Source organism: Nereida sp. NH-UV-3 (assembly GCF_042939535.1).
GTDB classification, from domain to species: Bacteria; Pseudomonadota; Alphaproteobacteria; order Rhodobacterales; family Rhodobacteraceae; genus Nereida; species Nereida ignava.
In genome coordinates this window covers 628,350-645,583 of the sequence record NZ_CP132157.1, presented here as the reverse complement: position 1 = coordinate 645,583, position 17,234 = coordinate 628,350, and the positions used below count along the sequence as shown (strand labels likewise).

General features: G+C 54.5%; 19 protein-coding genes. 4 read left to right on the top strand and 15 right to left on the bottom strand.

Annotated features, from left to right (window positions below; all coding sequences use genetic code 11):
- From purF to alr, 10 genes are all read right to left on the bottom strand, one after another.
- The gene (gene purF, locus NeNHUV3_RS03125; RefSeq protein WP_048598189.1) at positions 1-1,470 is read right to left on the bottom strand and encodes an amidophosphoribosyltransferase; all 1,470 of its coding nucleotides are present in this window, start codon (positions 1,468-1,470) and stop codon (positions 1-3) included.
- A gap of 184 nt (positions 1,471-1,654) precedes the next feature.
- The gene (locus NeNHUV3_RS03120; protein WP_391482441.1) at positions 1,655-2,101 is read right to left on the bottom strand and encodes a response regulator; all 447 of its coding nucleotides are present in this window, start codon (positions 2,099-2,101) and stop codon (positions 1,655-1,657) included.
- Positions 2,067-3,728, bottom strand: coding sequence for an ATP-binding protein (locus tag NeNHUV3_RS03115; protein ID WP_391482439.1), 1,662 nt, complete (start codon positions 3,726-3,728; stop codon positions 2,067-2,069). The genes NeNHUV3_RS03120 and NeNHUV3_RS03115 overlap by 35 nt, the downstream gene beginning before the upstream one ends.
- A 1-nt stretch (position 3,729) precedes the next feature.
- Positions 3,730-4,113, bottom strand: coding sequence for a response regulator (locus NeNHUV3_RS03110; protein WP_391482438.1), 384 nt, complete (start codon positions 4,111-4,113; stop codon positions 3,730-3,732).
- 93 nt (positions 4,114-4,206) lie between these two features.
- Positions 4,207-4,767, bottom strand: coding sequence for a CvpA family protein (locus NeNHUV3_RS03105; RefSeq protein WP_391482436.1), 561 nt, complete (start codon positions 4,765-4,767; stop codon positions 4,207-4,209).
- Between the two features lie 24 nt (positions 4,768-4,791).
- Positions 4,792-6,156 (bottom strand): DNA repair protein RadA, encoded by a 1,365-nt coding sequence (gene radA / locus NeNHUV3_RS03100; RefSeq protein WP_391482435.1) that lies wholly within the window; start codon positions 6,154-6,156, stop codon positions 4,792-4,794.
- 30 nt (positions 6,157-6,186) lie between these two features.
- A complete protein-coding gene (locus NeNHUV3_RS03095) occupies positions 6,187-6,627 on the bottom strand; it encodes a paraquat-inducible protein A (protein WP_391482433.1) in 441 nt (146 codons plus the stop codon).
- Between the two features lie 120 nt (positions 6,628-6,747).
- Positions 6,748-7,488: an ABC transporter ATP-binding protein gene (locus NeNHUV3_RS03090; protein WP_391482431.1), complete on the bottom strand. Its 741-nt coding sequence runs from the start codon at positions 7,486-7,488 to the stop codon at positions 6,748-6,750.
- A complete protein-coding gene (locus tag NeNHUV3_RS03085) occupies positions 7,485-8,249 on the bottom strand; it encodes an MlaE family ABC transporter permease (protein WP_391483163.1) in 765 nt (254 codons plus the stop codon). The genes NeNHUV3_RS03090 and NeNHUV3_RS03085 overlap by 4 nt, the downstream gene beginning before the upstream one ends.
- Positions 8,250-8,269: 20 nt before the next feature.
- Complete coding sequence (gene alr, locus NeNHUV3_RS03080) at positions 8,270-9,307, bottom strand: alanine racemase (RefSeq protein WP_391482429.1); 1,038 nt, start codon at positions 9,305-9,307, stop codon at positions 8,270-8,272.
- Between the two features lie 119 nt (positions 9,308-9,426).
- On the opposite strand from alr, the gene NeNHUV3_RS03075 reads away from it, so the two are divergent.
- Complete coding sequence (locus tag NeNHUV3_RS03075) at positions 9,427-10,062, top strand: TetR/AcrR family transcriptional regulator (RefSeq protein WP_391482428.1); 636 nt, start codon at positions 9,427-9,429, stop codon at positions 10,060-10,062.
- 8 nt (positions 10,063-10,070) lie between these two features.
- On the opposite strand, the gene NeNHUV3_RS03070 is transcribed toward NeNHUV3_RS03075, so the two are convergent.
- From NeNHUV3_RS03070 to pyrC, 3 genes are all read right to left on the bottom strand, one after another.
- A complete protein-coding gene (locus NeNHUV3_RS03070) occupies positions 10,071-11,585 on the bottom strand; it encodes a replicative DNA helicase (RefSeq protein ID WP_391482426.1) in 1,515 nt (504 codons plus the stop codon).
- A gap of 218 nt (positions 11,586-11,803) precedes the next feature.
- Positions 11,804-12,487: an orotate phosphoribosyltransferase gene (locus NeNHUV3_RS03065; protein WP_391482424.1), complete on the bottom strand. Its 684-nt coding sequence runs from the start codon at positions 12,485-12,487 to the stop codon at positions 11,804-11,806.
- Positions 12,488-13,531: a dihydroorotase gene (gene pyrC / locus NeNHUV3_RS03060; RefSeq protein ID WP_391482422.1), complete on the bottom strand. Its 1,044-nt coding sequence runs from the start codon at positions 13,529-13,531 to the stop codon at positions 12,488-12,490.
- A 179-nt stretch (positions 13,532-13,710) separates the two neighbouring features.
- Between pyrC and NeNHUV3_RS03055 the strand changes: the two genes are divergently transcribed.
- The 3 genes from NeNHUV3_RS03055 (at position 13,711) to NeNHUV3_RS03045 (ending at position 14,798) form a co-directional block, all read left to right on the top strand.
- On the top strand, positions 13,711-13,983 hold the full coding sequence (locus tag NeNHUV3_RS03055) for a hypothetical protein (RefSeq protein ID WP_391482421.1): 273 nt from the start codon (positions 13,711-13,713) through the stop codon (positions 13,981-13,983).
- Complete coding sequence (locus tag NeNHUV3_RS03050) at positions 13,943-14,389, top strand: lysozyme inhibitor LprI family protein (RefSeq protein ID WP_391482420.1); 447 nt, start codon at positions 13,943-13,945, stop codon at positions 14,387-14,389. Before NeNHUV3_RS03055 ends, NeNHUV3_RS03050 begins: the two co-directional genes overlap by 41 nt.
- A 178-nt stretch (positions 14,390-14,567) precedes the next feature.
- The gene (locus NeNHUV3_RS03045; protein WP_048597998.1) at positions 14,568-14,798 is read left to right on the top strand and encodes a hypothetical protein; all 231 of its coding nucleotides are present in this window, start codon (positions 14,568-14,570) and stop codon (positions 14,796-14,798) included.
- A 113-nt stretch (positions 14,799-14,911) separates the two neighbouring features.
- On the opposite strand, the gene NeNHUV3_RS03040 is transcribed toward NeNHUV3_RS03045, so the two are convergent.
- Positions 14,912-15,868: a phosphoadenosine phosphosulfate reductase gene (locus tag NeNHUV3_RS03040; protein ID WP_391482418.1), complete on the bottom strand. Its 957-nt coding sequence runs from the start codon at positions 15,866-15,868 to the stop codon at positions 14,912-14,914.
- Between the two features lie 126 nt (positions 15,869-15,994).
- On the bottom strand, positions 15,995-17,233 hold the full coding sequence (locus NeNHUV3_RS03035) for an acyl-CoA dehydrogenase (protein ID WP_391482416.1): 1,239 nt from the start codon (positions 17,231-17,233) through the stop codon (positions 15,995-15,997).
- Position 17,234: the final 1 nt, after the last annotated feature.

Here is a 17,234-nt window from a genome sequence, read left to right as displayed (position 1 = left end):
CTATTCAGCGGCCTTCATTTCGAAGCCTTTTTCGATCATATCAGTCGGCTTAACGGGGTATTCACCGCTGAAACACGCGTCACAATACTGCGGATGCTGCGGATCGCGGCCCTCTGCCTCGCCCACGGCACGGTAAAGACCATCGAGTGAGATGAATTTCAGGCTGTCCACTTCAAGGTGCTGGCGCATCTCGTCCTCAGACATAGTTGCCGCAAGTAGTTTCTCACGCTGAGGCGTATCAACGCCGTAAAAACAAGGCCAAGCTGTGGGGGGCGACGCGATGCGGAAGTGCACTTCTTTTGCGCCAGCATCCAAAATCATCTCTTTGATTTTGCGGCTGGTGGTACCGCGCACAACGCTGTCGTCGACCAGGATCACGCGCTTTCCTTTGATCAGCGCGCGGTTGACGTTGAGCTTAAGGCGCACACCCATGTTGCGGATTTGCTCAGTGGGCTCAATGAATGTCCGGCCCATGTATTGGTTGCGGATGATGCCCATTGCATAGGGAATGCCGCTTTCAAGGCTGAAACCAATCGCCGCAGGGGTGCCACTGTCAGGCACAGGGCAAACAAGATCGGCCTCAACCGGGTTCTCTTTTGCTAACTCGCGGCCAATTGCTTCGCGGGTTTCATACACGCTACGCCCACCAAGAATACTGTCTGGGCGGCTGAAATAGACGTGCTCGAAAATACAGAAACGGGGGCGTTGTGGGCGGAAGGGGTAAGAGCTTTCTACGCCATTATCGGTAATCACAACCATCTCGCCGGGTTTGATCTCGCGGACGAACTCTGCACCGATGATATCAAGGCCACAGGTCTCTGATGACAGCGCATAGCCATCCCCAAGTTTGCCAAGTACCAGCGGGCGAACACCAAGCGGGTCACGCACGCCGATCAGTTTTGTGCGGGTCATCGCAACAACTGAAAACGCACCTTCCACGCGGCGCAGTGCATCTTCCATCCGTTCGGGGATCGTGCGCTGAAGCGAACGCGCCATCAGGTGCAGGATACATTCACTGTCGGACGAGCTTTGGAAAATACTGCCGCGTTCGGTCAACTCACGGCGCAGCGCGTCGGCGTTGGTGATGTTGCCGTTGTGGGCAATGGCCGCACCGCCCATGGAAAACTCACCAAAAAAGGGCTGCACGTCACGGATTGAAGTTTGGCCTTTGGAACCAGCTGTTGAATAGCGCACATGCCCGATTGCAACGGGCCCGGGCAGGGTTTCCATCACTGAGTGAGACGTGAAGTTGTCGCGGACATAGCCAAAACGGCGAGCGTTGTTAAAACCGTGTTCGGGGTGGTGCGCAACGATGCCGCCTGCTTCTTGGCCGCGGTGCTGCAAAGCGTGCAGCCCGAGTGCCACAAAGTTTGCCGCATCTTGCTGGCCGTGTACGCCGAAAATACCGCATTCTTCTTTTAGCTTATCATCATCAAACGGGTCGGCCCGAAAGACTGGCTCTTGGGCCAAAGATTTTGGGGTGCTCTCAGGGCGGGAGGTGTGAGGTGTCTCAGTCACAACGGGTGCATCTCCGAATCCGCGTCAGGTGTGGCCGTTGTAGCTACTCGCTTTGTCGGTGTCACGGAAGTTTCCTAACAAGCTATGCGATTTCAGGTGTAAAACGAAAGGTCGGGCAGCTATGCCCTGCGCGCGATTACAAGTAGCTGCCCAAAAGGCTGTCGAGTTCCCCCATGCGCACGGGCTTGGGAAGCGCGCCGGTTAGTCCCAAGTCATGGGCGGCGCGGGGGCTGTGGTAATTTTGATCCGCAGACATCAAATAAATCGGCAGGTTGCGGGGCGGGTCCTCTTGCATATCGCGAATGCGCGCAGACGCCTCGATGCCCGAAAATTTAGGCATATGAATATCCATTAGAATAAGCGCAAATCTGTGGCTTTCATTGGCCAGAAGATCAAGACAGATGTCTCCATCCTCAGCTAACTCATAGCTATAGCCCAAGGCATCCATGAACTCTGCCATCATGAATTGCGTTGCGGGATCGTCTTCTACAATCAATACTTTTTTAGTCGCGGTATTCGCCGTCGGTTCGTGTGTTACGGAAGGTTTATCAAGCAATTTCTGCATCGACTTGTCGCCAATCATATAGTGTCAGTGTAAATATGCTGCCCTTGGGGCTGTTTGGGCGGACGGAAAGGGTCCCCGATAAAAGGGCGGCGACTTCCTTGCTGATCGACAGGCCAAGGCCGCTGCCTTCCGTGCGCCGTGCGACTCCGTTGTCGATTTGATAGAAACGCTTGAACAGCTCGGCCTCATGACTTTTCGAAATGCCTGGCCCCGTGTCACAGATGTCAAAGATGTCAAAGATCAAACCATTGGTGTCTTTGTCGATGTGAATATGCATGCTGACTTGGCCGCTTTCGGTGAATTTGAAAGCATTGTCCAAAAGGTTCGTCAAAATTTGTGAAACCCGCTCCAGATCAATGAACATGCTTTGAGGAATGGCGGGGTCTACGATAAGTTCTGTTGATATGTTGTTGCCAGCGCGCGCCTGAAAGCCGCTAAGCTGTGAGCGCAACTCCTCAATCGCTAGGTTTGTGCGTACTTTGGTGGGGGTGATGGTAACGACCTCTGCATCAAGGCGCGACACATCAAGCACTTTGGTGAGTTCTGCAAACAAGCGTTCTGCTGAGCGGTGGCCACTGACCGCCTGACGTTTCTGGCGTTCGGGAATGTCTGCCCGTTCGATCAATTCAAACATTCCCATGATTGCGTTCAAAGGCGTGCGGATTTCGTGGCTCATCACCGCAAGGAAGCGCGATTTGGCATCATCGGCTTTTTTCGCAGCTGCCTCAGCAGATTTTCGGTAGAGTACTTCGTCGCGCAACTGCGCGTTTTTATATTCCAACTCGTCTTGGTCACGGATGCTGGCTATGCGCGCATTGCGCAAACCGTTCGCACTTAGCAGCAAAAGCCCGCCCATAAGTGTTAAAATACCCGCAAACATAGCTCCGATTTCGGGCGTATATGTTTGTTGTGCTTGCAAGAAAGCCGCACGAGGCTTTAGCGCGACGTTCAATTCGTTACCAAGGTATTGCGCGCTGGCGGTGGCAATTTTCTTTGCCGGATTTGAGGCAAAGTCTGGTGACGCAAAGATAGGCTCCCCGCTAAGGGTCAAAGACGTGCTGACATCTGCGGGTGCCAGCTCCTTTAACCATGTTTCCACCGAAAACACGGACACAATGCCGCCCATGAATTTACCTGCATTGAACACCGGCTCAAACACCAAAAAGCCGATGCCATCATCGTTCAAAAGAGGGACTGGGTCTGTCATTGTGGTTTGTCTGCTGTCGCGGCCCGCGAACAATGCGCGGCGCCTGTCGGGGCTGATCGCAGAAATATCACGACCGTTGGCCACTATGTTTGTAATGGGCGCAGTTGATCGTGCGATAAAGTTGCTGTCGAGCCAGCTAATGGCAAGATTGCCGGGCATGTCATCTAGGTAATTTTGGGCATCATCCAAGAAAGCATCGGTGTCTAGTTGCCCCGCAAAGGCAATCCGTGATGCCATACGTTTTGCTGCCTCTTTGCGGTTTGTCAGATCAGCTTTGAGTGTTTTGGCAAAGGCATCAGCGCGGGCTTGGGTTGCGCGGATCGTTTGGTCATTGCGTTCTGCATTCAGGTAGACCCAGGTCACAGCGGCGACAACGATGGTTAATCCCATCACGCCAGCAAATGTTTTTCGTTGATTGTATTTTTGAACGTCCGCCATATTAAGCCCGCTCAGCCTTGGGCGAGTGCGACATCGCAGCGTAATCAATAAGGGCTGCAAGATCAGGAAGTGAAACCGGTTTGCGCAAAAGCCAATCCACCCCTGGCATTTCGGCCATGTGGTTGCCATGTGCAAAAACGCGTTCGCCAGTGATCATAATGATCCGGCAGTCGGGTAGGGCTGTGCGTGCGTAATGTGACACACCGATTGAGGTGCCGCGTTCCAGATGCAGGTCGAGCATAAGCAAATCATAGGGTTGATCGTGCATTGCCGCCATAGCGCTTTCGGCGTTGTCGACCGCCGTTACGGTGTGGCCTTCATCCTCAAGAAAATCACACCAAACCTGACGCAATTCCTGTGAGTCTTCGAGAACCAAAACATCCATTACTGTCACCGACCAAATAAGTTGTCAGATACACATAACGCGATTTGTATGAACGAAACCTAAACGATTTACAGAAAGTAAACATCTTGGGGGTTAAGTGGCAGCGCCGCATTCCCCGACAAGGTTCTCATATTGTGCTGTAACCCAGCCCAATGCTTGCTCTGGATTGCGCTCCTCGACTTGCCCAGTAAGCTTGCCGAACACGGCCGCCGAGCGGGAGTTGTCGATCATATCGAGGTTTTGGTTGGTCAGCACCACGTCGTAGACAAAGAACGCGACAGCCACCAAAACGATGCCGCGCAAAACGCCAAACAAAAAGCCGATGCCCTGATCAAGCCCGCCCAAAACAGATCGCTGCACAAGGGAGGAAAAAAGCGGCGTGATGATCGACATGATCACAAGGGCAAGCGCAAACACGGCTGCAAAAGCGGCAATAATGGCCAACTCACAGCTTTCACCGATAAATCCGCCGATGACGGGCAGCTCTTTGACCAATGGCTCGGCTTGTGAGGCAAAAACAGACGCCAAGATAGCAGCACCGATCCAACCTGCTATGGAAAGTGCCTCGCGGACAAAGCCACGGGAGTATGCAAGTAACGCGGAAACCACGATCACAAGCGCTACAATTCCATCAATCAGAGTGAATCCGTCCATTTACACTTGTCCTTCTTGCTGGCGTTACCTGTCGCCAAAGATTTCAGTCACGAAACTCGCTAGATCTGGCATTTGCCGCAGCGCCATACCCTGTGTCGCAGGTGGTTTTGCAGTTTGCGCCGTAATGGCCCCGCTAAAACCAAGTTTTTGGGCTTCTTTCAACCTATTTTCGGTTTGAGAGGCCGGTCTGAGCGCACCGGACAGGCTGATTTCGCCAAATATGACACTGTCTGCGGGCAATGTTGCGTCTTCCCGCGCGCTTACCAAAGCGGCGGCCACGGCCAAATCTGCGGCGGGTTCGGTCACGCGCATCCCGCCGGCCACATTGAGATACACATCGAGTCCGGTGAACGGCACACCTGCGCGCGCCTCCAGCACGGCCAAAATCATAGCAAGACGACCCCCGTCCCATCCCACGACTGTTCGGCGGGGTTGGGCATGTGGAGAAGGAGCCACGAGCGCTTGGAATTCGCACAAAACGGGCCGTGAGCCTTCTATGCCCGCAAAAACAACGGAGCCCGGTGTTGGTTTGCCCCGCTCCGATAGAAACAGGGCAGAGGGGTTTTTGACTTCGGCGAGGCCGCGGCCCGTCATTTCAAAAACACCGATCTCGTCTGCAGGGCCAAAGCGGTTCTTGACAGCGCGCAAAATCCGGAACGGGTGACCGCGCTCGCCTTCAAAATAAAGAACTGTATCTACCATGTGTTCAACAACGCGGGGCCCAGCAATTTGCCCGCCCTTAGTGACGTGGCCGACCATGATCACGGCGATGCCGTTGCGCTTGGCAAAACTGGTCAACTCATGGGCCGCTGCACGGACTTGACTGACTGATCCAGGTGCTGCCTCAACGTGATCGGCCCACATTGTCTGGATTGAATCGATGATGCACAGATCAGGTTTTTCGTCTTCGAGGGTGGTCAGAATATCGCGCAGGTTTGTCTCAGCCGCCAATAAGACAGGGCTGCTGGTAAGCTTAAGACGTTGAGCGCGCATACGGACTTGTCCTGCAGCTTCCTCGCCCGAGACATAAACAACCTTGAGGCCGTTGCGCGCAAACCTTGCCGCCGCTTGCAGCAACAGTGTTGACTTACCGATGCCTGGATCGCCGCCCACAAGCAGGGCAGAGGCCTCGACCAATCCGCCCCCCAGAACACGATCAAGTTCTTCGACGCCCGACAAGGTCCGCGCGGGCGGTGTGTCTTGTGCTGCCAGATCGGTCAGGTTCAAGGCTTTGCCACGACGCATGCCAAGGGATTTTGAGGCAGGTCCCGCGGACAGGGCCTTTTCTTCTTCAATCGAGTTCCACTCGCCACAGCTATCACACTGCCCCGACCATTTGGACGTGACGGCGGCGCATGATGTGCAGCGAAAGCTGGCTGATTTGGCCATGTTACGTCCTTTGCGAGCCCTTGCGTTTCGTTAGTGCCGCAAGCTGCGCGCGGTTGCAATGGACAGGCACAAGGAGGCGAAGATTGTGCCCGTGAAAAGATATAATCCCCAAGCCGGTTCAACCCGCCCAAAGCCCGCACCTTTTGCCAAGACAATGTAGAGCGCGATCAAGAAGACATCTGCCATCGCAAATTTACCTAACACGCCGATCAATGGCAGGGCGGTTGGTGCCATAATGCGCAACTGAACAAGCAACAGGCCTAGCGTTTTTGCGATTGGGGCGATGATCGCGAAGATAATGACAACCAAAGCAAGAAGCACATCGGTCTGCCAAAGGCTTGCAATACCCGACCAAAGTGAAATTTCGTTAAGACCAAACAGCGGCAACAGACCTGCACGCATGAGCGGAGCAAACCACGATAGGGGGAACAGGATCAGCAAAAGCGCATTTGCGGCAATCAACACCTTCATCACACTCGAAACCTCCGCCGCTGTCGATTTAGTTTATCTTTGAAGAAGTCGCCCAAGGGCTATGGTTAACAGTAGCGTATCCTGTGGGCGCGTCATAATTCGTTTAAAAATAAGCGCAGGCTAGCGAATTGCCGCAATAGGACCTTCGCTTAGTCCGTTGATAAACTGATGCACGTAAGGATCGCCTGTAGTGTCCATTTCCGTAACAGTGCCGGTCCATTTGATCGTCCCGTCGTGCAACATTGCAACGCGGTCGGCAATGGCGCGGACTGATGACATATCATGGGTGATGGTCATCGCGGTTGCGCCCATTTCCACGACAATTTCGCGGATCAAATCGTTGATCACACCTGCCATAATTGGGTCGAGACCTGTGGTGGGCTCGTCGAAGAAAATAATCTCGGGGTCGGCGGCGATGGCGCGCGCAAGCCCTACGCGCTTTTGCATGCCGCCGGACAGTTCGGCCGGAAACCGGCCTGCAACATCAGGCTTTAGGCCAACGCGTCGCAGCTTTTCAATTGCCAGCGCACGGGCCTCTTCGGTTGAGACACCCGATTGAATAAGGCGAAAAGCGATGTTTTGCCAAACCGGCATGCTGTCAAAAAGCGCGCCGCCCTGAAACAGCATTCCGAAACGCGACAGCAGCGCATCACTATCGCCGTCTTTGATGTCTTTGTCAGCCACCGTAATGGTGCCGATATCAGGTTTTACCAGCCCAAGAATACATTTCAGCGTTACAGACTTGCCTGTGCCTGAACCACCAATGATCACCATGCTTTCCCCTTTAGGGACATGAAGATCAACTCCGTTGAGTACGGCATTGTTTCCAAAAGCTTTATGAACATTTTTGAGGCGGATCATGCTGTGAAAAACGCCTCTGTTAGAATGTAGTTAGCAGCTAAGATAAGTACACTCGCCACCACCACAGCCGCTTTTGTTGCGGCACCTACACCTTGCGCGCCGCGCCCTGAAGTCATGCCGAAATAGCAGCCCATCAATGCGACAATGAACCCAAAAACCGCGCCTTTCACGAGGCCGCTCGCAATGTCCCAGAACTCCAGAAAATCAGCGGTGTTTTGTAAATACGCGGCTGCGTTAAACCCAAGCCTGCTTGTGCCAACAAGATAACCGCCCATAATCCCGATAATGTCACCGATCAGCACCAATACAGGTACAGTTAGTGTGGCGGCCAGAACCCGTGGAACAGTGAGGTATTTCATCGGGTTGGTCGACAGGGTGACCAGCGCATCAATTTGTTCGGTTACTTTCATGGTGCCGATTTCGGCGGCAATCGATGAGGCGACACGCGCCGCAACCATAAGGCCGCCCAAGACGGGTCCCAACTCGCGGACCATTCCGATGGCGACAATCGACGGTACCACGGCTTCTGCGTTAAATCGCGCGCCCCCTGCATAGATTTGTAGCGCAAGGGCCCCACCCGTAAACAGCGCCGTTAGTCCCACAACAGGCAGGCTGAAATATCCAATGGTGATGCAGGCTGAGACAAATTCACGCCAGTAAAATGGAGGGCGTGCAATGTGACCGATTGTTTGTGTAGCAAACAGGGCGACCGCGCCAATCGCGCCAATCGCGTTTAGAACAGCGCGGCCTGTGCTGCCCAAAAGTGATGTAGCGGACCGGATCACGCGTAGCGTCTTTCGTAACGATGCCCGAGCGAGGTCAGGATTTCATAGCCGATGGTGCCAGCACTGTCTGCCAGATCATCAACTGTCTGGTGCGGACACAAAATATCAAGTGCATCTGGGGTGCCGGACAGATCAGTAATATCAACGGTGATCAAATCCATTGAGACACGGCCAATAACAGGGCACATCGTGTCCCCTGCATATACTTTTGCATCGTTTCCAATAGCGCGGATCAACCCGTCCGCATAACCAGCAGAGACAGTGGCAACGCGGCGTGCTGATTTCGCGATATAGGCATTGCCATACCCAACGGCCTCGCCTTCAAGCACATCTCGCACCTGAATAATTGGTAGTGATAAATGCACCGTTGGTGTGGCATCCGCGAAAGGCAGTCCGCCGTAAAGCCCGATACCAGGGCGCACCATGTCGAAGTGAAACTTTGGCCCAAGTAACGTGCCGCCAGTAGCGGCAAGCGAAAGGGGGGCTTGCACACCGGCGGTCATCTCCAAAAAGACGTCGCATTGAAAATCGTTCATCGGGTGATCAGGCTCGTCCGCACAGGCCAGATGGCTCATCACTAAGGCGGGGCCTTGACCAAGAGCAACGTCGCGCACCGCGGCCCATTCGCCGGGCTCCATGCCAAGCCGGTTCATTCCGCTATCAAGCTGAATGCCAAAGGGCGCGGATGGCAGCGCCTCAAAGTGGCGGGTGAGTTGTTCGACACTGTTCAATAAGGGCGTCAGGTACAGATCATTGATAATATCTGTGTCGCCGCGCATGTGGCCACCAAAGACCATGATGTCGAGGCCCGGTCCAAGCGCTTGGCGCACTTTCGCGCCTTCTTGTGCAGTGGCTACGAAAAACGTCTTCGCACCCGCATTGGCGAGGGATTTTGCGACGCGGTCTGAGCCAAGCCCGTAGCCATCAGCTTTGATCACGGCTGCCGTTTGCACCCCTGATTGGGACATTGCATCCAGCGCGCGCCAGTTTTGGACGACAGCGTCCAGTGAGATCGTGAGAGTTCCTGTAGCCATAGTGAACGGGTGCCTAAGCTGACGGGTAAGGTCAAGGCCAAATAGAGACGGGCATTTACGGATGCTTAACTGCTTGCGGCTTAGGTTGCTGTCAAAGCACACCAGAACGGAGTGGCCTCATGTCGCAAATTACGCAATTCCCAAGCCAAACAACTGCCCCAATCGCGGTTCCCGCCGCAGTGCCAAACACGGAGGCGGTGAGTTCAGCAAAGCTGAGAACCAAAAAAACCATCCTTGGCAATGTGATGCAAATGTCAGCCGCGGGCGATGTTCCGCGCACGATGACAGAAGTTGCGAAAGCCTCAGGCCTGGGTCGTGCCACAGTTTACCGCCATTTTCCGGATTTGGGCGCTCTTGCTGCTGATATTGTTCGGCCCAAGCATGATGCGATGGTTGCCACGCTGCGCGCAGCAGAAGGCATTAATGATGTTTTGGTGGCGCTCTTGAAATATCGCCGCATGTTGTCGAGTGAGCGTGCGCTTTTATGCTCTGATGCGGTGCGTGGAACAGGCGCAATTGAGGCATTGAAAGAAGATGTAGCAAACGTTCTGGCTGATTTTGTGGATCAGGGTAGTGATGCTGGGGCGTTTTATGGGCGCGTGTTGGTCGATGCCCTGTGGCCGCGCGGCGAGGACACACCAGCCCTAAGTGCAGGGCTGGATGATGTTGTTGTTATTGCGCGCATTTCGGGCCTGATCACACAGATCAAAGCGGTGATCGCAAATGATCGCGCCCCAACGACTGTGATGAGCTAAGCTGCTGATTAGTATTCGCTGCCTTGGTCGCCTTGCCACGGTTTGGCAAGGTTGCCGAAGCGTGTGAATTTACCCTCGAACGACAAATGCACATCGCCAATTGGCCCGTGACGCTGTTTGCCGATAATGACATCTGCTTTGCCGTGAAGCTGTGACATTTCATCTTGCCACGCAGCCATCTTGTCTAGCTCGTGATCTGCGGGTTTCTCACGCTCTTTGTAGTATTCAGCACGGTACACAAACATCACGATATCGGCGTCTTGCTCAATTGAGCCAGATTCGCGCAGGTCCGACAACTGCGGGCGCTTATCTTCGCGGTTTTCCACTTGTCGCGACAACTGTGACAACGCGATGACCGGAATATCGAGTTCTTTAGCAATCGCTTTAAGACCCTGAGTAATTTCCGAGACTTCGTTCACGCGGCTGTCTTTTGCGGTCGCGGGCCGAAGAAGCTGCAGGTAGTCAACGATGATCACGTCCAACCCATGAGTCCGTTTCAAGCGGCGCGCCCGTGCGGCAAGCTGCGAAATGGGTAGGGCAGGTGTGTCGTCAATATAAAGCGGGCAGGCCTCAAGCGATTTGGCGGCATCTACAAAACGGCGGAATTCGCCTTCTGTCATGTCGCCCTTCCGGATCTGTTCGGATGGGATTTCAGAGGCTTCGGACAGAATTCGCGACGCTAGCTGTTCGGCGCTCATCTCAAGGCTGAAAAAGCCCACAACACCGCCATCTTCAGCGCCTTCATGTCCTTCGGGCGTGATGCCTTTGCGGTAGGCTTTGGCGATGTTGAACGCGATATTCGTGGCAAGAGATGTTTTACCCATCGACGGGCGCCCCGCCAAAATGAGTAGGTCAGATCGGTGCAAGCCGCCCAACATTTTGTCCAAATCGACCAGACCCGTGCTGATCCCCGCCATGCCACCTTCACGTTGATAGGCGGCGTTTGCGACATTCACCGCGTCAGTGACGGCTTTCAAAAACGATTGAAAACCCTGTTCGGCCTGACCTTGTTCGGCAAGTGCGTAGAGCTTTTGCTCGGCTTCGACGATTTGTTCTTTGGGCTCGCTGTCCACATCGACTTTGCCTGCTTTCGCAGCGATATCGCGGCCTACGCTGATCAACTCACGACGGATCGCCAGATCATAAATCATTTGCGCGTAGTCCCGCGCGGCAAAGCCCGCAACGGACGCGCCCGCTAGCTTGGCCAAATACGTTGCGCCGCCAAGCTCTTGTAGCCCTTCATCGTCTTCCATGAAGGATTTGAGCGTAACAGGAGACGCAAGCGCATTCTTGGTAATCCGTGCCTTTGCCGTTTCATAGATGCGTGTGTGAACGGGGTCGTAGAAATGCTCAGGATTCAGAATGGCGTCGATACGGTCAAAGATATCGTTGTTGGTCAGGATCGCACCCAACAGCTGTTGTTCAGCCTCAATCGAGTGCGGCAAAAGTCCTGCGTCCGCGCCATCGTCACCATTTTGCGCACCAACGGGGACCACTTGGCCCATGTTCGATATCTCGTTCATCATTCCCCCAACTGCTGTCGCAGCGCGTCAAACCCATTCAGATGCTGCTCTTGTAGAGCCTTCACCTCTCACCGCTTACATTTTGCCAAACCCGCATAGAGAGGGCAAATTGTATAATCCTGTGAATAACTCATCCCTAACAAAATATAGCGGCGCAAGCAATCTGCGCCGCTATATCTGTACGTGTGGTGTCGTAAGATAGCGCGAAAAAAGTCGCGCTAGACTTTGTCGGCGTTGGCCTTTTGCCATTCGCGCGGGGCGTTCAAAAATGCCTCAACTTCGGTTAAGGTGGCGGTGTCGAATGTGCCTTGGGCTTTTGCCTCGGCCAATACATCCCACCATGTGCATAGGCTGATCAGACCAACCCCATGATCGCCAAGTGTTTTTTCCGTCTCTGGGAAGATGCCGTAGTAGAAAATTACCGCAGTCCATGCACAGCTCGCGCCGGTTTCGCGGATTGCGTCGACAAAAGACAGCTTGCTGCCCCCATCGGTTGTCAGATCCTCAACCAAAAGCACGCGCTGGCCTTCGCTCATGTCGCCTTCGATTCGAGCGTTGCGCCCGTACCCTTTGGGTTTTTTGCGCACGTAGGTCATTGGAAGTGCCATGCGCTCGGCTACTAAGGCCGAGAACGGAATGCCCGCGGTTTCGCCACCGGCAATGTTATCGAATGCCTCGAAACCTGCGGTGCGCATGGTTTCGACCACCAAGAAATCCATCAACGTGCTGCGGATCCGTGGGTGGCTGATAAGTTTGCGACAATCGATGTATGTGGGGGATGGAAGCCCTGATGCCAGCTTGAACGGCTCGGCTGCGTTAAAGTGGACGGCCTTAATTTCCAGCAACATACGCGCTGTGAGACGGGCGATTTCGGTGCTGTCGGGGAAGGAAGAAGGGATCATCTATGCCTCAATATGCCAGTGGAGGGGGAAGCCCGGATCAAAGAGAGTGACGAGACCCTCGCCGGTGTTCAGTTTTTCAGGATAGCCAACGGGCGTATCGCGCTTGGTCAGCGTAATCGTCGTGTCATTTGCCGGCAGGCCGTAATGCAAAGGACCGTTGAGCGAGGCGAAAGCCTCAAGTTTATCCAGCGCGCCCGCGACTTCAAAAACATGTGCGAGGCACGACATCGTGTTTGTCGCAGAGAAAACGCCAGCGCATCCACAGGCCTGCTCTTTGTTCGGATCCGTATGGGGCGCGGAGTCCGTGCCCAAGAAGAACCGCGCATCACCGCTGGTGGCGGCCTCTACCAATGCGACGCGGTGGCTTTCGCGCTTTGCGACAGGCAAGCAGTAGTAGTGGGGTTTGATCCCGCCAACCAAGATGTGATTGCGGTTGATGATCAGGTGATGGGTTGTGATGGAGCCCGCAAGATTTACATCCGCGCTGCGCACATATTCAACGGCTGTTGAGGTTGTGATGTGCTCCATTGTGATACGCAACTGTGGTACGTCGCGGCGCAACGGTTCCAAAATGCGGTCGATGAAAACTGCTTCACGGTCAAAAATATCAATGTCCGCATCAGTGACCTCACCGTGACAGCACAGAGGCACACCAGCTTCGGCCATGGCTTCAAGAACAGGACGCACTTTATCCATATCACGCACACCGGATGCAGAGTTTGTGGTGGCGCCTGCGGGATAGAGCTTCACGCCCGTGATAAGCCCTGCTTTGTGGGCTGCAACAACATCTGCAGGATCAGTTTGTTCGGTCAAATAGAGCATCATCAGCGGATCGAACTGCATGCCTGCTGGCAAGGCGTTCATGATGCGCGCGCGATATGCGTTTGCGTCATCTGCCGTCACCACTGGCGGAACCAAGTTCGGCATAATGATCGCACGTCCGAAATGGCGGGCTGTTTCGGGCAAGACGGCTTCAAGCATTGCGCCGTCGCGCAGGTGCAGGTGCCAATCGTCGGGGCGGCGGATGGTCAATGAAGTGCTCATGCAGGCGCGATACATCAAAACCCCACCAAAGGGCCAGCAGAATTGAATAGGTCGATGCAGCAAAGCGGCTGTACGCAATCGGTGATAATACGCTTATTGCGGGCGGCATGATCTGGACCCGTGGGCCTGTGTCGGTCATTTTGGTGCTGAGTTAATGAGTTACGCGTGAGGTTGAGAATATGCTGTTAACATTTTTGCTTGGAATTGGCTGCGGACTTGCGGTGCCGCGTGTAGAGCAGCCGCTTCGGACAGCGATTGAGAAAATTAGCCTGATCAAACTGAAACTTGAGCCGGCGGAAATGGATGTGATCTCTGTACTGGTCTTGATGATTGGGGCATCGCTAATTTGCGGACTGCTCGATATCTCGTCGTCTGCGTTTTTGCTGGCGCTCGGCACGCTGATCGGCCTTTATGGGCAACGCATCGTCGCGGGATTTCGTTCGGGTGAATAATGCCGTGCGCGCATGTGCTCTGGCGCTCGTTGTTGGTGGCCTTTGTTTGGCTCCACATGATGCTAAAGCGGATCAAGGTTACGGCGCTGATGTAAACTGTGACGATCCGCAAAACCAATTGGAAATGACGTATTGCGAGGGAGAGGCCTTGGCACGTGAGGATGCGCGCCTCAACTTGGCGTATCAAGGCGCGATGGAGCGCGCACAAAACCTTGAGAGTGATGAGACAGCGCGCCTTTTGCGTCAGGCACAGCGCGCGTGGATCAAATACCGCGATCTGGCTTGCGCTTCCGAGGCGGCAACGGCCCAAGGCGGTAGTATTTCTGGACAGCTTTATCTTGGCTGCAAAACGTATTTGACCCGCCAGCGCGCCGATGATTTAGCTGTTTTTCTTGAAGTGATGTAGGTTAGGCGCATTCGGTAACTGAAACCTTTTTCTCTAAAGTGAAGTAAAATCAAAGAGGTAAGTATTAGCCCTGCGTCAGGTGCATGGCGGGATTGCGGATTTACCGGCTACTCTGCGCTGCAGCATTTGTCTAAATCTAACTCAACAGACAAACGCAGCTCACAGTAGGAATATCGAAATGGCTTTTTACACTGACACCGTCGCATCCGCTCCTCGCACTGGCTTTTTTGCCGCAATCGGTTCGTTTTTTACCTCCATCGCAGTTGCACGTGAGGCGTCTTTGAATGTGCAAGGTCGTGTGGCCAAAATGGATGAGTTGCGTGCCAAAACTGACGAAGAACTTGCCGCACTTGGCATGACACGCGACACCATCGCGCTGCATGTTTTCCGCGATCTTTACTACATCTGATTACCAACTCGTTCCCTGACTATGAGTTTTGATGGCCCTGCATTCTGTGCGGGGCCTTTCTCTTTTCAGCGGTCCCTATGAGGAACGTTAAACTTAGAGCGCGTGACCTGCTGTTAGCGCGGCGGTCGCAAGGGATCGGGCAGGGCAATGCCCTTGTCCATCAACGCGCTCAGCCTGCGGCGGGCGATCGGCATGCGGTAGTGTTGGCCGATGGCGCGGCAGAGTTTTGCAAGGCGCATGGGTTTTTCTTGCGCTTCAACGGCCAGCACTGCGCGGCGCAAGAAGGGCACATGCTTGCGGCGTAGGCGCATCAGTTTATGCAAAGATTGTCTGTTTAGTTTGCCGGTGCCCGCTTGCGCAAGCATGCGGTAGAGAACCTGCATCTCGATCAAATCAGCCTCTAGATCACTGCTCATGTGGCGCAAAGGCACCATGGTCGTGTGCGCTTTGTGAAAAAGTGACGCCTGCGCAAATTCATCCCTGACCGACGGGTCATAAAGAACAAATACATCTTCGGCGGCATCAATCATATCGGGCGCATAGCCGTAGCGGTCTTCAAAACTTAGCCGCCTGTGGGGTGCAAAGCGCTTGTCCCAGCCAGTGATGCGTGGATTAAGCGTGGCCTGCGGCTGCAAGCAGATGACAGTGGCGCCGGGAGAGGCGACGCTAAAGGCAGCGGCCGCATAACCGCACATGTCAGCGCCGTAAAAGATCACGCGGTCGTAGGCGTCAAAAAAGCCGTCGTCACTTAATTTGTCAAAAAACTCGTAAACGGCGGCATCGCGAAACCATGTATCAGCCGATGTAAGCAAGCATAGATGTGACCAACCCGCTTCGCGGACCAACTCAAAGCCAACGGGCTCACCGGACTCGTAGGTGTTGCGGATGTGCTCGACGGCTTCAAAAGTGACAAGCAACGTGGGACCATCATCGACGAACAGGGCCGCATGCTGCTGGCCCAGTTCTTCATACATCCCATATTGTCGGCCCAGCTTTCGCATCGCTTGGGTCCAGTCCTTCAGGGACAAATCGCTTAGCGGGGGACGAAAAAGGTTCGCGTCGTCCTGCATGGTGTGCTCCGGCCAGTCTTGCCCTTCGGCGAAAGGCGGTGTTGGGACACAGCTACCTGTCGAATAGGGCGAAAATGCGGAGCTACCGTGCGCTTTTTGAGAGGGTTTAGCTTGCGTTAACCGCGCCTAGAAGAACGCCTGAAGCCCCGTTTGGGCACGCCCCAAGATAAGCGCATGGATGTCGTGCGTACCTTCATAGGTGTTCACCGTTTCCAAGTTAACCATGTGGCGCATAACGGGGAACGCGTCTGAAATGCCGTTGCCCCCGTGCATGTCGCGGGCGTGGCGTGCCACATCCAAGGCTTTGCCGCAGTTGTTTCGCTTCATCATGCTGATCAATTCGGGGCTTGCGCTGCCGCCATCCATCATGCGTCCCAATTGCAACGAACCTTGCAGTCCAAGCGCGATTTCTGTTTGCATGTCAGCCAGCTTTTTCTGGAAAAGTTGTGTCTGAGCCAGTGGTTTACCGAACTGATGGCGGTCCAAACCATATTGCCGTGCTGCGTGCCAGCATGCCTCGGCAGCGCCCATCACACCCCAAGAAATGCCGTAGCGCGCGCGGTTCAAACAGCCAAACGGTCCTTTGAGACCTTCAACATTCGGCAGCAACGCATCTTCGCCCACATCGACATCGCTCATCACGATTTCACCTGTGATAGAGGCCCGAAGCGACAGCTTACCGTTAATCACAGGCGCGCTGAGCCCCTTGGTTCCCTTATCCAATACAAAGCCACGAATTTTGCCGCCGTGGGCTTCAGATTTTGCCCAAACAACAAAAACATCAGCGGCGGGGGCATTTGAAATCCACATCTTTGCACCATTAAGGCGGTAGCCTGTCGGGGTTTTTACGGCCGTGGTTTTCATCCCGGCGGGATCACTTCCTGCGTCCGGCTCGGTCAGGCCAAAACACCCGATGCTTGTGCCTGCCGCAAGGCCGGGCAGGTATTTTTGTCGCTGTTCTTCGGTTCCGTAGGCAAAAATCGGATACATCACTAAGGATGACTGCACGGACATCATGGACCGATAGCCGCTGTCGACCCGTTCAACGGCGCGTGCGATCAGTCCGTAGCTGACGTAGCCAGCACCAAGCCCGCCGTAGCTTTCAGGGATGGTCGCACCAAGAAGGCCCGCGCTGCCCATCTTCTCAAAGAGTGAACGGTCAAAGCTTTCGTCGCGGTAACTGTCCGTTACGAGCGGGGCGAGGGCGTTCTGGCTGAATGTTTCTGCCGCTTCTGCTAGCATACGCTCTTCTTCGGTCAGCTGCGCATTCAACAAAAACGGATCTGCCCAGTCAAAACGGCTAAGTTCGGGGCCGTGACCTGCGGGATGTGACTGGATTGGATCGACGGGGTGTTGCGCGTTCATT